Genomic DNA, 13,962 nt, shown 5'->3' with positions numbered 1-13,962 from the left:
GGCTCAGGGGCCGTCAGTGGTTGGACGGCGTGTCGGTGTCCGTGATGGGCGTGCCGGACTCCGTGGTGAGCACGACATGCTGGGAGCCCGGCTGGATGGGGCCTCCCGGCGTGGCCGGGTCGCCCATCCGTCCGTTGGGCCGGCCGTAGTCGCGCTCGTAGATGCGCACCACGGAGAGGAAGAAGGCGACGATGAGGGGCCCCAGCAGCAGGCCCACCGCGCCGAACGCCGCCAGGCCGCCCAACAGGGCGAAGAAGACGATGGCGCCGTGCTGGTTCATGCCCTTCCGGGCCAGCAGCGGCTTGACGACGTTGTCCACGAGCCCCACCACGACGACGCCCCAGATGGCCAGGAAGAGGGCCGCCCACGGGTGGCCGCTGAGGAACATCAGGCCCGCGGCGAAGAGCACCACCACCGCTGCGCCCACCGCGGGGATGAGGGCGAGGAAGAACGTGAGGCCCGCGAAGAACAGCGGCGCGGGCACCCCCACGATGAGGAAGCCGATGAGCGCGACCGCGGCCTGGACGCCCGCGGTGGCGATGGTGGAGACGAGCACCGACACGGAGGTGCTCTTGAACTCGCGCAAGAGCTCCCGCGTCTGTCCGCGCCGCAGCGGCGACACGCTTTCAATCCACTGCACCAGCCGCGCGCCGTCGGTGAGGAAGAAGAAGAGGGCGATGAGCATCATCGTCAGCTGGAGGATGATGGTGCCCGTGGCGGCCACCGCTCCCGTCACGGCCTTGGCGGCGGTGCCACCCTGGGTCGTCATCTGCTCCTGGAGCTTCTGGTCCAGTTCGGCCTGTTCCAGCGGGAGCCGCTCAATCAGCTTGCTCACCGGCCCCTGGATGCCGCTGGGGAGCTTCTCCACCAGGCCCGTCATCCCGTCCTTCTGCACGGCCTGGGTCACGAAGCGCGCGCCCTCGGACACCTCCGCGACGACGAAGGCGGTGAGGCCGCCCAGGGGCAGCAGCAGGGCCAGCAGGATGCCGCTGACGATGAGCCCGGAGGACACGTTGCCGTGGCCGCGCAGCCGCTTCTTCAGCCGGGTGTGCAGTCCGTAGAAGGTGCCCGCCAGCACCGCCGCCAGGAAGAACGCTTCCGCGAAGGGCCGGATGACCAGGCACAACAGGACGATGGACAGCAGGATGAGACCCACGAAGACGCGTCGCGCTACCTGATCGGAGGCCATGGCCTTGCCAAGTTAGGGAGCCGGACCTGTCGGCGGGAGCCTGCCCGGCCGGATTGTCTTCGGAACATTCCCCTCGGCCCGGCCGCCTGCCTGCTCACGGGGCTTGGGAGCGGCGGAGGGGGCGCTAGAGTGCGCGCATGCCGCCCTTCGACTCCGCCCGCTTCACGCTCTGGCTTCCGCAGCTCCTGTGCGCCGCCTTCCTGGCCATCCTCTTCCTGCAGTCCGGCCTGGACAAGGTCGTGGACTGGAAGGGGAACCTGGGGTGGCTGACCGGCCACTTCTCCAAGTCGCCCCTGAAGGGCGTGGTGACGCCGATGCTGGCGGTCATCACCCTGATGGAGCTGGCGGCCGGTGCGCTGAGCGGGGCGGGCGCGGTGGCGCTGCTGGTGAACGGCAACCCGTTCTTCGCGTACCTGGGCGCGGTGCTCTCCGCGGTGTCGCTGCTGGCGCTCTTCTTCGGTCAGCGCATGGCGAAGGAGTACGCGGGCGCGGCGGTGCTGGTGCCGTACTTCATCGTCGCGCTCGCGGGCGTGTACCTGCTGCGGCTGGCGTGAGGCCGGCCCTTTAGAGCACCTTGCGCGAAGGCATGATGGCGTTGGCGGACAGCAGGCCCGCCGCCAGCGCCACCGCGACCATCAGCATGGAGAAGGCCGTGTCCACGCCGGCCACCACGTCGCGCTCCAGCAGCGACGCGAGGCTGCGGAAGCCCACGCTGCCGGGGACGAGCAGCATCAGCCCCGGCACCACGGTGGTGACGGCGGGCCGGTTGCGCAGCCGCGCCAGCGCGTTGCTCCCGATGCCCAGCAGCAGCGCGCCCGCGAAGGCGCCCAGCTGAGGCCCCAGCAGCAGCGCTCCCAGCCGTGCGCCCATGAACGCGGCGGCGCCGGCCAGGGCAATCCAGCCCCAGTCGCGCGGCCGGGCTCGGAAGAGCACCGCGATGGCGAAGCCCGCCACCACGAGCGCGGCGATGGCGACCCCCGGGGGGAGCACCGCGGGCAGGGCCGGCGTGGGCATGGGCACGGGAGGCAGCACCGTGGCCACGCGGCTGCCCAGGGCCGCGCCGAAGCCCAGCTGGAGGAAGATGAGCGCGGCGTGGGTGAGGCGCGACGTGCCGGAGATGAGGTTGCGCGTGGCCACCTCGTTGACGGCGATGGTGAGCGTGAGGCCGGGCAACAGGACGATGAGGCCCGCGAGCGTGGCCACCTCGCCGTGCAGCGGGCCGAAGAAGTGGGCCGCGAGCCCCGCGAACGCGGCGGACAGCACGGCCGCCACGGGCTCCAGCACGCGGGCGGTGGTCGGCTGCTTGCGGGTCAGCAGGTCCAGCGCGCCAATGGCCAGGCTGCTGACGCCGGCGACGCCCATCTCCTTCCAGCCGCCGCCGAACAGCAGCGCCGCGGAAGCGCCCGCCAGCATCCAGCAGAGCAGCTGCAGGGCGGGGCCGTAGCGCGGAGGCCGGGCGAGGATGTCCTCCACGCGGCGCGCGCCCACCGCGGGCGTGAGGCGCCCGTGGATGACGTCGTCCGCGAGCGTGTCCAGGAGGATGAGGCGCTCCAGGTCCATGTCGCCGGGCTCCACGCGGATGAGGCTGGTGCGCAGGTCCTCGGGCGGGCCGAAGGAGGCGAAGATGGAGGTGGGCGTGGAGAAGAAGCGGGCCTCCAGGCCCAGCCGCTCGCTCACCTTCATCATCAGGCCCTCCAGGCGGTGGGCGGGCGTGCCGTGCCGGTGCAGGGCGTGGCCCAGGCGCAGCACGAAGGCCACCGCGGGGCCGGGCGGCGGGGGCGCGAGGGAGGCGACGAACTCGGGCGGGGCTTCAGCGGTTTCGGAGGGACGCGTGGACACGGCGGGCGCGCACATGCGCAGAGCCGCCTGGGGGAGTCAAACGGCGCGGAGCCCCCCTGGAAGCCCTCCTGCTCGTACTTATCTCCAGGGTGTTCGGGGAAATCCGCTGGCGTGACGCATCTGATACAGCGAGCGGCACACGGGAGGACGCATGGCGCGCAAGCAACGGACGCCCAGGTGGCTGGAGGCCGCGAGGCGCAGGGGCGCGGAGACCCCGGCGGGCCCGGGCGCGGACTGGCTGTCGCGAGCGTTGGGCCGGGCCGGCGTGCTGCCCCGGACCGAGGCCGAGCAGGCAATACGCGATGGCCGCGTGGAGGTGGACGGCCGGGCGGAGCGGGAGCCGTTCGCGCCGGTGGGGCAGGGGACGCGGGTGCGCGTGGACGGCGTGGAGCGCGTGCTGACGCGCCAGGTGCGGGCGCTGATGTTCCACAAGCCCTCGGGGCCGGTGGTGCACGGGTCGGATCCCGAAGGCGTGGGCACTGTCTTCGAACGGTTGCGCGCGGTGCTGCCGCCGGAGCTTCAAGGCTTCGAGTGGTACGCGGTGGGGCGCCTGGACCGGGACACCACGGGGCTCCTGCTCTTCACCAACGACGAGCGGCTGGTGCGGCACGCGACGGCGCCAGAGACGCACCTGTCCAAGCGGTACGTGGCGCGCGTGGAGGGGCAGCCCCCGGAGGCGGCGCTGACGAGGCTGCGAGAGGGATTGACGCTGGAGGACGGCCCCACGCGACCGGCGGAAGCCATGCTCCGTGCGCCCGACGTGGTGGCGCTCACTCTTACAGAAGGGCGGCACCACCAGGTGAAGCGGATGCTCGCGGCGGTGGGGCACCCGGTGCTCACGCTGCACCGTGAGTCGGTGGGGCGGGTGGTGCTGGACGTGGCGGAAGGGGCGTGGCGCGAGCTGACGGACGCGGAGGTGGCGGAGGGGTTGGGGTTCCAACCCGGCGCGGACTAGAAGCCGATGTTCTTGAGCCGCTCTCTCGCCTTCGCTGGGTTCGCCATGTTCCTGGGGGACATCAGCAGGTACCGGTCATGGGCCTTCTTGGCCTTGGCCTTGTTGCCGACCAGAGTGTAGGCGGTCTCCAGACCCAGCCAGGCTCGCCGGATGCCGGGATCCTTCCAGGTGACGTCCTCCAGGAGCTTCACGGCCTCCCTGTGGTCCTTGGACGTGCCCGGCTTGAGCTTGATGAGCGTCAGGCCCAGCTCGAGCTTCGCCTCGACCGAGCCCGGCTTCATGGCCAGCGCGTTCCGGAAGGTGGCGGCGGCCTCCGGGTACTTCTCGTCGCGGAAGGCCGTGCGGCCGGTCTCCATCATGTCGGCGAAGGTCTCCGGCTTCACGATGCGGCCGGAGGCCGACGAGAGGGCTTTCGCATCGTCCAGGACCCGCACCACCTTCGCGCGGCTGGGGTGCGTGTCCGGGGCGTACTCCAGGAAGCGCTGATAGTGCGTCACACTGGTGCGGCTGTCATTGAGTCGCGCGTACAGCATCCCAAGGAGGAGCTGGCATTCCGCTTCCTGGGAGAACTGCTTCGCGCACTGGTGCGCCAGGTCCACGGCGTCCTGGATCGCTCCCTGCTGCACGCGCGCCTGGACGCGGTCCTGGTAGTTGGCCAGCGACAGGGGCTCTTCCGGAAGCGGTGCCACGGTGAGGGGCGCGCTGCCTATCGTCTGGGGGACCGCGGAAGGCCGTGCATCATTGGGAAGGGTTTGAACCGTGCTGGAGGGACGCTCGATGGGGCTCGCGGCTCCAAGGGGTTCCGGCGGCACGGCGGAGGAGAAGAACCACAGGACGCTGGCCCCGAGCGCCACACCCGTGGTGCTCAATCCCAGCATCCACTTGCGCGAGGTCGAGGGGACGAGCGCGGCCGGGGCCTCCTCCTCCACGATTTCGACGCTGGAGGATTCGGGGAGGGGGATCCTGCCGGTATGGAGCAGCGGCCTGGGATGCAGGGGCTTCTTCGCGAGTGCCGGTTCCTGCTCGCGCCAGGACTCCAGCTCCTCCTGGAATGAGTCCGGGACGGACAGCTCGCGGCCATGCGACAGCAGGTCTTCACGAAACAGCATCCGCAGCAGATGCGCCAGGCTCAGCGAGGAGATACGCGGGTGGTTCGCGTACAGGAAGCCAGCGAGGGCCTCCGCGAAGGCATGGCTGGATTCGAAGCGCTGGGACAGGTCCGGATGCAGGGCCTTGAGGAGGATGCGCTGGAGCGCCGCCGGCAGGTCCGGCCGTGACTCGCTCAGCGATGGAAGCTCGCCGCGAGCAATGCGCATCATCACGACCGCGGGCGGTCCCTCCAGGGGAAGCTTCCCGCAGAGCAATTCATGGAGCACGACGCCGGTGGCCCAGACGTCCGTGCGCGCATCCACGTCCTCTCCGCGCGCCTGCTCTGGAGAGAAGAAGAGGTACTTGCCCTTCACCACGCCGGGTTCGGTCTTGAGGTCCCGGATGAGCTGCGCCTTGGCGATGCCGAAGTCGACGATCTTGACCTGGCCCTCGTAGCTGATGAGCACGTTGTCCGGGGAGATGTCGCGGTGGACGATGCCCAATGGCTGGCCACTGCTGTCCGTGCGGGTGTGCGCGTAGTGCAGCCCCCGGCACATCTCCATCGCGATGAAGACGGCGATGGGAACGGGCAGGGTGCCCATGCCGCTCTTCATCGCGCGCTTGAGGAAGCGGTGGAGCGGCTGGCCGTCCACGAACTCCATGGCGAGGAAGTACCCACCGTCCACCCGGCCAAAGTCGAAGACCTGGGCGACGTTGCCATGGGACAGCGTGGCGGAGATGCGCGCCTCGCTGATGAACATGGAGATGAAGGCTTCGTCGTTGGCGTATTCCGGCAGGACCTTCTTGATGAGGACCGGCTTGGTGACGCCCGCGTCGCCGACCAGTTGGGCGCGCCACGTCTCCGCCATGCCGCCCTGGCCCAGCCAGGACACCAGCTCATACCGTCCGAAGGTGTCGCCGGGTTGGAGTGCCATGGGTCGGGCATCCTAAGCGCAGAACCGTTATTCGGTCATATCGCTGACGCGCGCCCTGGCGGGATGGTTCTCGGGTGCAAGCGTCAGGAACCGCAGATAGTGCTCGCGGCTCTGCTTGCGTTTGTAGCTGCGGTCGTAGCTGTCGCCCAGGATGAGATGGCATTCCGCATTCTGGGGGTCGAGCAGGACGCACATCCGCGCCGGGCCCAGCGCGTCCTCACTGGGTCTTCGCCTGTTGAGTTCGGCGGCCTTCTTGTGGAAGAGCTTGCTCCAATCACCGTCACTGCGCCCGGAGGCCGCCGAGGCTGGTGAGGCCGTCGCGGACGGCTCCTCGGTCATCTGCGCCAGCAGGAGCACCACATCGAATGGATTCGGATCGAAGTCCGATGAATACAGCAGCTCCATGATGCGACTGCGATGGGGATCGCCTTCGGGAGTCAGCCGAATGAAGGCTTCGTAGTGGTCGGCGCTGGCTTGCAGATTCCGGAACCTGGCCTCGATCACGCTCAGGAAGAGATAGCATTGCGGCGCCTCCGGGTACTGGGCCACGCAGTCATTGGCGACGAGCCGCGCGCTATTGAAGTCCTGCTGCCCGATGAAGCCGCGGAGCTTCAACAGGAAGTCACCGACGGTGGGCGGCCTGGCGCTCACGGCGGTCGCGGTGGGACTGGCCGTGGCGGGAGGAGGGCTTGGGGGCGGAGGGGTGACCGCGGGCGGGGTCGCGGGCATTTCCCTGACAGGCTGCGGAATGCTCCTGGCAGAGAGGGGAAGGGGCTGGACCTCCGGGGCATTGGCGTTCGACAGGAGCCACCAGGACCCGCCGATCCCCACCAGTGTCGCCAGGGCCAGCGGGTAGAAGAACTGACGTGGCGCCTCCTGGATGGGAGCGGGTGTTTCCGAGCCGGAGGGCTGGGTTTCAATGCGTGAAGCGCGCGGCTCGCCTGGCGCCGGGGAGCTCCGCTTGCGAGGAGCCCCGGTGGGCGGAGGAGAGCGCCAGGCGCTCATCTCCTCCAGGAAGGACTGCGGCACTGCCAGCTCCCGGCCTTCCTGGGACAACTCCGCCTTGAAGAGGGAGCGCAGCAGGTGGGCAACGGTCATCGCGGAGAAGCGCGGGAAGTTCGAGTAGAGGAACCCCGCCAGCGCATCCCCGAACTCATGACTGGACTCGAAGCGCATGTCCCGGGTCGGTGCGAGCGCTCGCAGCAGGATTTCATTCAAGGCGTCCGGCAGGTCGGGCCTCAAGACCTTGGGGGCCGCGAACTCGCCGCGTCCGATCCGCATCATCACCGCGGGGGGCGGGCCTTCCACTGGCAGCTTCCCGCAGAGCAGCTCATACAGCACGACCCCCGTGGCCCAGACGTCCGTGCGCGCGTCCACGTCCTCTCCTCGTGCCTGCTCCGGGGAGAAGAAGAGGTACTTGCCCTTCACGACTCCCGGCGCGGTCTTGAAGCCCCGGATGAGCTGGGCCTTGGCGATGCCGAAGTCGACGATCTTGACCTGACCCTCGTAGCCCAGCAGCACGTTGTCCGGAGAGATGTCCCGGTGGACGATGCCCAGGGGCCGGCCGTTGTTGTCCGTACGTGAGTGCGCGTAGTGCAGCCCCCGGCACATCTCCATCGCGATGAACACGGCGACGGGAATGGGCAGGGCGCTCATTCCCTGTTTCATGGCCCGTTTGAGCACGCGGTGGAGCGGCTGGCCGTCCACGAACTCCATGGCCAGGAAGTACTCACCCTCCACCCGGCCGAAGTCGAAGACCTGGGCGATGTTGCCGTGCGACAGCGTGGCGGAGATGCGCGCCTCGTTGATGAACATGGAGATGAAGGCCTCGTCGTCCGCGTACTCCGGGAGGACCTTCTTGATGAGCACGGGTTTGGTGACGCCCGCGTCGCCGACCAACTGGGCGCGCCACGTCTCCGCCATGCCGCCCCGGCCCAGCCAGGACACCAGCTCATACCGCCCGAAGGTGTCGCCTGCCTGGAGTGCCATGGATGGGGGGGCCTGAGTTCAGCTGAGGGGGACGGAGAATGCAGACAGTTCTATGGAGCGCTTTTGCTCAGGATCTCGATGACACGGTCTCTCCTGGGATAGCCAGCAGGAGTCAGCGTCAAGAATGTTCCGTAATGCTGTTCGCTTTTCTTGGGCTCATTGAGCTTGGCGTAGAGCACGCCAAGCATGAGATGGCATTCAGGGACCTTCGGGTCCCTGTCCGCGCAAGCTTGCGCTACCTCCAGTGCCTCACGTACCCGACCTTCTTTGTTGAGTCTGTCGACGAGAGAGCGGACTTCGTTGATGTTCGTCGGAAGGTAGATTGAGCCTTTGGATCTGGCGCCTGTGGGAGAGGGCGGCCGCGTGCCGACTTGTTTTGATTGAACGAGCTCAAGCGCAGCCCGGCAGCGTGGGTTGTCGGGGAACATCTTGATGCAGTTGTTCGCCGTGGTGAGTGCTTCGTCGAGTTTGTCTTCTGTGATGGAGTCCCGGATGTAGAGCGTCATCTCCTGGACGGTGGATGCTTCCACTTCCGAGAGGGCATCAGCACCGGCGACCGGAGGGGCTACAGGAGGGTTTGTCTGGGACTCTTTCTTGCCGAGCTGGGTGGGACTCGCAAACGGTTGCTGGATGGGCGTGGGCGGTGGGGCTCCTACAGCTGGCCCGGGCGAGTGCGCATCCAACAAGAACCACATGCAGGCACCCACGGTCAGTAATCCTCCCGCGCTCAACCCATAGAGCAGCGGGCGTGAGATTCCAGAGGACGCCACGATGGACCGCGGCTGGGTCGTCTCCGTGACCGGTGGCGGAGTGGCCACCCGGATGCGCCGGGTCTGGCGCTCTGTCGAGGGCCGCGGCGTCACCGGCTCCTCCGGCAGGGTCTGCTGTCGCCAGGCCTTCAGTTCTTCCAGGAAGGAGCCCGGTACGGACATCTCCCGGCCTTCCTGCGCCAGGTCCCCTCGGAACAGCACGCGCAACAAGTGCGCGATGGTCATGGCGGAGAATCGCGGGAAGTTCGAATACAGGAACCCCGCCAGTGCATCCCCGAACGCGTGGCTGGATTCGAAGCGATGCTCCCGGTCTGGAGTCAGCGCCTTCATCACGATGTCGTTGATCTCCTTCGGCAGGTCCGGCCGGAGCACGCTCGGCGCGGGAATCTCCCCGCGTCCCACGCGCATCATCACCACGTGCGGCGGCCCCTCCACCGGCAGCTTCCCGCAGAGCAACTCATAGAGCACGACGCCCGTGGCCCAGACGTCCGTGCGCGCGTCCACGTCCTCCCCTCGCGCCTGCTCCGGGGAGAAGAAGAGGTACTTGCCCTTCACCACCCCGGGCGCCGTCTTGAAGCCCCGGATGAGCTGCGCCTTGGCGATGCCGAAGTCGACGATCTTGACCTGGCCCTCGTAGCCCAGCAGCACGTTGTCCGGAGAGATGTCCCGGTGGACGATGCCCAGCGGCTGGCCACTGCTGCTCGTGCGCGTGTGCGCGTAGTGCAGGCCCCGGCACATCTCCATCGCGATGAAGACCGCGACAGGAACAGGCAGGGCACCCAGGTCGCTCTTCAACGCGCGCTTGAGGATGCGGTGCAGCGGCTGGCCATCCACGAACTCCATGGCCAGGAAGTACTCGCCCTCCACCCGGCCGAAGTCGAAGACCTGGGCGACATTTCCATGGGAGAGCGTGGCGGAGATGCGCGCCTCGCTGATGAACATGGAGATGAAGGCTTCGTCGTTGGCGTACTCGGGAAGCACCTTCTTGATGAGCACGGGCTTCGTCACGCCCGCGTCGCCTACCAATTGGGCGCGCCACGTCTCCGCCATGCCGCCCCGGCCCAGCCAGGAGACCAGCTCATACCGCCCGAAGACGTCGCCCGCTTGCAGTGCCATGGGGCGGACATTCTAAACCCAGATTCCAGGGAGGACAGAATCGAGACTGTCTTTCTCCTGCTCGGCCGCTTGGGATGTCAGCGAGTGGAAAGGCGGACCGCTCAACCCGCGTTGCCGGCCTTTCCCAGCATCTCGACGACCTTCGCCCGGCGCGGGTGGTCCGTGGGCGCGAGCTTCAGGAAGGTCTCGTAGTGCTGCGTGCTCTCCCGGGGATGGTTGAGCTTCGCGTGGACGGCCCCCAGCATGAGATAGCACTCCGGCATGTCTGGGTTGTTCGCCGCGCAGTCGTTGGCCGCTTCCAGGGCCGCGTCGTAGTCCTTGCTCTGCATCAGGCCGGACACCTTCTGCTGGACCTCCTGCTGCTTCGTCTTCACGAGCGAGGAGACCTTCTGCTGCACCTCCTGCCGCTTGGAGTCGAGCAGTCCGAAGACTCCCTTCTTGGGCGCGGGCTCGCTCTCCGGAACCGCGGGTGGCGGCTCCTGGACGGCGCTGGCTGCGACGACCGTGGGCTGCTCGACGACTGGAGCTGGCGTTGGTTCCTCGGCCTGGACGTGTTGGGCCGCGCGGACGGGCTTGGACGCCTTCCGGGTGGGATGCGCGGACCGCGTGGACTCTGGCTCGGCGGGACTCGTGGCCGGAACCTCCGCAACGAGCTCCGGCTCCTGCACCGGACTCGGGGCGGGCGGTTCGGGTTCGACCTTCGGGGCGGGGGCTTCGACCGCCACCGTCTGGGGCACGGGTGCGGGTTGTGCGACGGGCTCCGGCGAACGCGAGCCCACGAGGAACCAGAGACAGGCTCCAGCCACGGCCAGGCCTCCTGCCGCGCTCGCGCCGTAGAGCACCTTGCGCGAAGGACCTGACGGAACCGTGGGCGCATCCGGCTGTGTCGTCTCCGTGGGCGGAGGCTTCGCGACGGCGCGCACCATCCGCCGGGTCTGGATCTGCTCTGGAGAAGGGGCATCCAGGAGCTTCGCCAGCGCGGGCTCGCCCCACTTCCTCGCCTCGTCATGGAAGGTCTTGGGCACGGACAGCTCGCGGCCCTCGTGCGTCAGGTCCGCGCGGAACAGCACGCGCAACAGGTTCGCGAGGCTCAGCGAGGAGAAGCGCGGGTAGTGGGCATGGAGGAACTCCGCCAGCGCATCCCCGAAGGCATGGCTGGATTCGAAGCGCCGCTCACGGTCCGGAGCCAGCGCCTGCATCACCAGCGCATTCAGCTCCTTGGGCAGGTCCGGCCGGAGCGTCGTGGGCGCGGGAATCTGCCCCTCGGCGATCTTCATCATCACCGTCTGGGGCGGCCCCTCCACCGGAAGCCTCGCGCACAGCAACTCGTACAGCACGACAGCGGTGGCCCAGACATCCGTGCGTGCATCGACCTCTTCACCGCGCGCCTGCTCCGGGGAGAAGAAGAGGTACTTGCCCTTCACCACGCCGGGCTCCGTCTTGAAGCCGCGCAGCAGCTGCGCCTTCGCGATACCGAAGTCGACGATCTTGACCTGGCCCTCGTAGCTGACGAGCACGTTGTCCGGAGAGATGTCCCGGTGGACGATGCCCAGCGGCTGGCCGCTGCCGTCCGTGCGCGAGTGCGCGTAGTGCAGGCCCCGGCACATCTCCATCGCGATGAAGACCGCCACGGGAATCGGCAGCGCCCCCAGGCCCGCCTTCTTCGCGCGCTTGATCACCTTGTCGAGCGGCTTGCCGTCGACGAACTCCATGGCGAGGAAGTACTCGTCCTCTACCTGTCCGAAGTCGAAGACCTGCGCGACGTTGCCGTGGGACAGCGTGGCGGAGATGCGCGCCTCGCTGATGAACATGGAGATGAAGGCCTCGTCGTCCGCGTACTCCGGAAGGACCTTCTTGATCAGCACGGACTTGGTGACGCCCGCCGCGCCCACCAACTGGGCGCGCCACGTCTCCGCCATCCCGCCCCGGCCCAGCCAGGACACCAACTCATACCGTCCGAAGGTATCTCCGGCTTGCAGTTCCATATGGGGCGCGCATCCTATACGGAAGCCAGCAAAGCCCGAATGAAGGCCCCCTGCCTGCCGGGTTCGCGAGCAGCCCCTCCCGCGGACAGCGTGAAGCCGCAGGGGTTCTCAGGGGGCGGTCGCCCGCAGCTCGACGAGCTTCTGCACGACATCGGGACGCCGCGGATGATTCGCGGGCGCGTACGCCATGAAGCGCTCATAGCTTCGCGTGCTCTCCGAGGCCTGATTCATCTTCGCCAGGACGTCACCCTGCAACAGGTAACAGTCCGGCTCCCGGGGAAGCCGCGCCACGCATTGGTTGGCTGCGTCGAGTGCTTCCTTCGGGTGGCCTCGCGTCAGGTGCATCAGGACGGCGCTTCGGGAGGACTCCAGCTCCGCCTCGTTGGCGGGCGTCTGCGCCTGGGGCTTGCGCTGCAGCAAGGCCGCCAGTCGATCCGTCACGGCGCTCCGCCGGAGATCGGTGGGGGACGCGTACTGCAGGAAGGCCTGGTAGTGGCTCACGCTCTTGTCGATGGACCGGAGCCGTTCGTGGGTGAGGCCCGCCGCCAGCCGGCAGTCCACGTTGTCAGGCACTGCGTCCACACAGGTCTGGACCAGCTTCGCGGCCCGCGTCAGCTCCTTGCTGTTCCTGCTCAGGCGATACACGTCATCGAGCAGACTGCGCACCCGGGTCTCACTCCACGCAAGGGCTGCCGGGGGCGGGGACGGGGGAGGAGGTGGCGGTGGCTCCGGAGTCACTCCTGCATCCGCGCCCACGGGTGCAGGTGCTGGATCCGACACCGTCGCCACCACGGGCGGCACGGTGGAGCTTTCTGCCCGCGGGACTTCAGGCACGCGCCGGACCTGTGTCCACCAGACGCCACCGCCCAGCGCCAGCAGCGCCGCGCCCCCCACCGCGAGCCCCACCCATGGCGAGCGGGAGCGGCGGACCGGCGCGACCTCGGCCGTGGGCACATCCGGCACCTCTTCTTCCTGGGACTCGCGTGTGATGATGACCGGCGCGGGGGACGGACGGGGCGTCTTGATGGCCCGGAGGTGGGGGACCGTGGGGATCTGGTCTGGCGTCGCGGGGTTCCGCCACGCCTTGAGCTCCTCCAGGAAGTCATCGGGAACCGCCAGCTCCCGGCCTTCGTTCAGCAGGTCTCCCCGGAACAGCACGCGCAGCAGGTGCGCGAGGCTCAACGACGAGAAGCGGGGATGATTCGCATACAGGAACCCCGCCAGCGCATCCCCGAACGCGTGACTGGTGGCGAAGCGCTGCGCCGGGTCCGGGCTCAGCGCCTGGAGGACGATGCGGTTGAGCGCCTCCGGCAGGTCCGGTCTCAGCTGGCTCAACGGTGGAATCTCGCCGTGAGCAATCTTCATCATCACGACATGCGGCGGACCATCCACGGGCAACCGGCCGCACAGCAACTCATACAGCACCACGCCGGTGGCCCAGACGTCCGTGCGCGCATCCACGTCCTCTCCGCGCGCCTGCTCTGGAGAGAAGAAGAGGTACTTGCCCTTCACCACGCCGGGTGCCGTCTTGAAGCCACGCAGCAGCTGCGCCTTGGCGATGCCGAAGTCGACGATCTTGACCTGGCCCTCGTAGCTGACGAGCACGTTGTCCGGAGAGATGTCGCGGTGGACGATGCCCAACTGCTTGCCGCTGCTGTCCGTGCGCGAGTGCGCGTAGTGCAGGCCCCGGCACATCTCCATCGCGATGAAGACCGCCACGGGGATGGGCAGCGCCGGAAGCCCGCTGCGCATCGCGCGCTTGAGCACCTTGTCGAGCGGCTTGCCGTCGACGAACTCCATGGCGAGGAAGTACTCGCCCTCCACCTGCCCGAAGTCGAAGACCTGGGCGACGTTGCCGTGGGACAGCGTGGCGGAGATGCGCGCCTCGCTGATGAACATGGAGATGAAGGCCTCGTCGTCCGCGTACTCCGGAAGGACCTTCTTGATGAGCACGGGCTTGGTGACGCCCGCCGCGCCCACCAGCTGGGCATGCCACGTCTCCGCCATGCCGCCCCGGCCCAGCCAGGACACCAGCTCATACCTTCCGAAGGTGTCCCCCGCGTCGAGCGTCATGAGACGTCTACTTTAGCCCCAG

Annotated in this window: 9 protein-coding genes; 2 read left to right on the top strand and 7 right to left on the bottom strand. The window is 68.2% G+C overall.

Features of this window, described 5'->3' with window-relative positions:
• Positions 1-13 precede the first annotated feature (13 nt).
• A complete protein-coding gene (locus tag GTZ93_RS33165; RefSeq protein WP_139916220.1) occupies positions 14-1,189 on the bottom strand; it encodes an AI-2E family transporter in 1,176 nt (391 codons plus the stop codon).
• 137 nt (positions 1,190-1,326) lie between these two features.
• On the opposite strand from GTZ93_RS33165, the gene GTZ93_RS33160 reads away from it, so the two are divergent.
• On the top strand, positions 1,327-1,743 hold the full coding sequence (locus GTZ93_RS33160; protein WP_120576085.1) for a DoxX family protein: 417 nt from the start codon (positions 1,327-1,329) through the stop codon (positions 1,741-1,743).
• 10 nt (positions 1,744-1,753) lie between these two features.
• Here the strand turns inward: GTZ93_RS33160 and GTZ93_RS33155 are convergent, their stop codons facing one another.
• Positions 1,754-3,043 carry a threonine/serine exporter family protein gene (locus GTZ93_RS33155; protein ID WP_161663205.1) on the bottom strand — a complete coding sequence of 430 codons (1,290 nt, stop codon included), beginning with the start codon at positions 3,041-3,043 and terminating at the stop codon, positions 1,754-1,756.
• 136 nt (positions 3,044-3,179) lie between these two features.
• On the opposite strand from GTZ93_RS33155, the gene GTZ93_RS33150 reads away from it, so the two are divergent.
• Positions 3,180-3,983 (top strand): pseudouridine synthase, encoded by an 804-nt coding sequence (locus tag GTZ93_RS33150; RefSeq protein WP_139923854.1) that lies wholly within the window; start codon positions 3,180-3,182, stop codon positions 3,981-3,983.
• Here the strand turns inward: GTZ93_RS33150 and GTZ93_RS33145 are convergent.
• The 5 genes from GTZ93_RS33145 to GTZ93_RS33125 form a co-directional block, all read right to left on the bottom strand.
• Positions 3,980-6,007: a serine/threonine-protein kinase gene (locus GTZ93_RS33145; protein WP_139923855.1), complete on the bottom strand. Its 2,028-nt coding sequence runs from the start codon at positions 6,005-6,007 to the stop codon at positions 3,980-3,982. The two genes, GTZ93_RS33150 and GTZ93_RS33145, sit on opposite strands and share 4 nt — an antisense overlap.
• A gap of 27 nt (positions 6,008-6,034) precedes the next feature.
• Complete coding sequence (locus GTZ93_RS33140) at positions 6,035-7,996, bottom strand: serine/threonine protein kinase (protein WP_161663204.1); 1,962 nt, start codon at positions 7,994-7,996, stop codon at positions 6,035-6,037.
• A 50-nt stretch (positions 7,997-8,046) separates the two neighbouring features.
• Positions 8,047-9,882, bottom strand: coding sequence for a serine/threonine-protein kinase (locus GTZ93_RS33135; protein WP_139923476.1), 1,836 nt, complete (start codon positions 9,880-9,882; stop codon positions 8,047-8,049).
• Between the two features lie 101 nt (positions 9,883-9,983).
• Complete coding sequence (locus GTZ93_RS33130; RefSeq protein ID WP_139923474.1) at positions 9,984-11,867, bottom strand: serine/threonine-protein kinase; 1,884 nt, start codon at positions 11,865-11,867, stop codon at positions 9,984-9,986.
• A 108-nt stretch (positions 11,868-11,975) separates the two neighbouring features.
• Positions 11,976-13,940 carry a serine/threonine-protein kinase gene (locus GTZ93_RS33125; protein WP_161663203.1) on the bottom strand — a complete coding sequence of 655 codons (1,965 nt, stop codon included), beginning with the start codon at positions 13,938-13,940 and terminating at the stop codon, positions 11,976-11,978.
• Between the last annotated feature and the right edge of the window lie 22 nt (positions 13,941-13,962).

The organism is Corallococcus exiguus (assembly GCF_009909105.1).
Lineage (GTDB): Bacteria > Myxococcota > Myxococcia > Myxococcales > Myxococcaceae > Corallococcus > Corallococcus exiguus.
The sequence above is the reverse complement of the archived record's forward strand: the minus strand, read 5'-3'. Positions and strand labels throughout refer to the sequence as shown.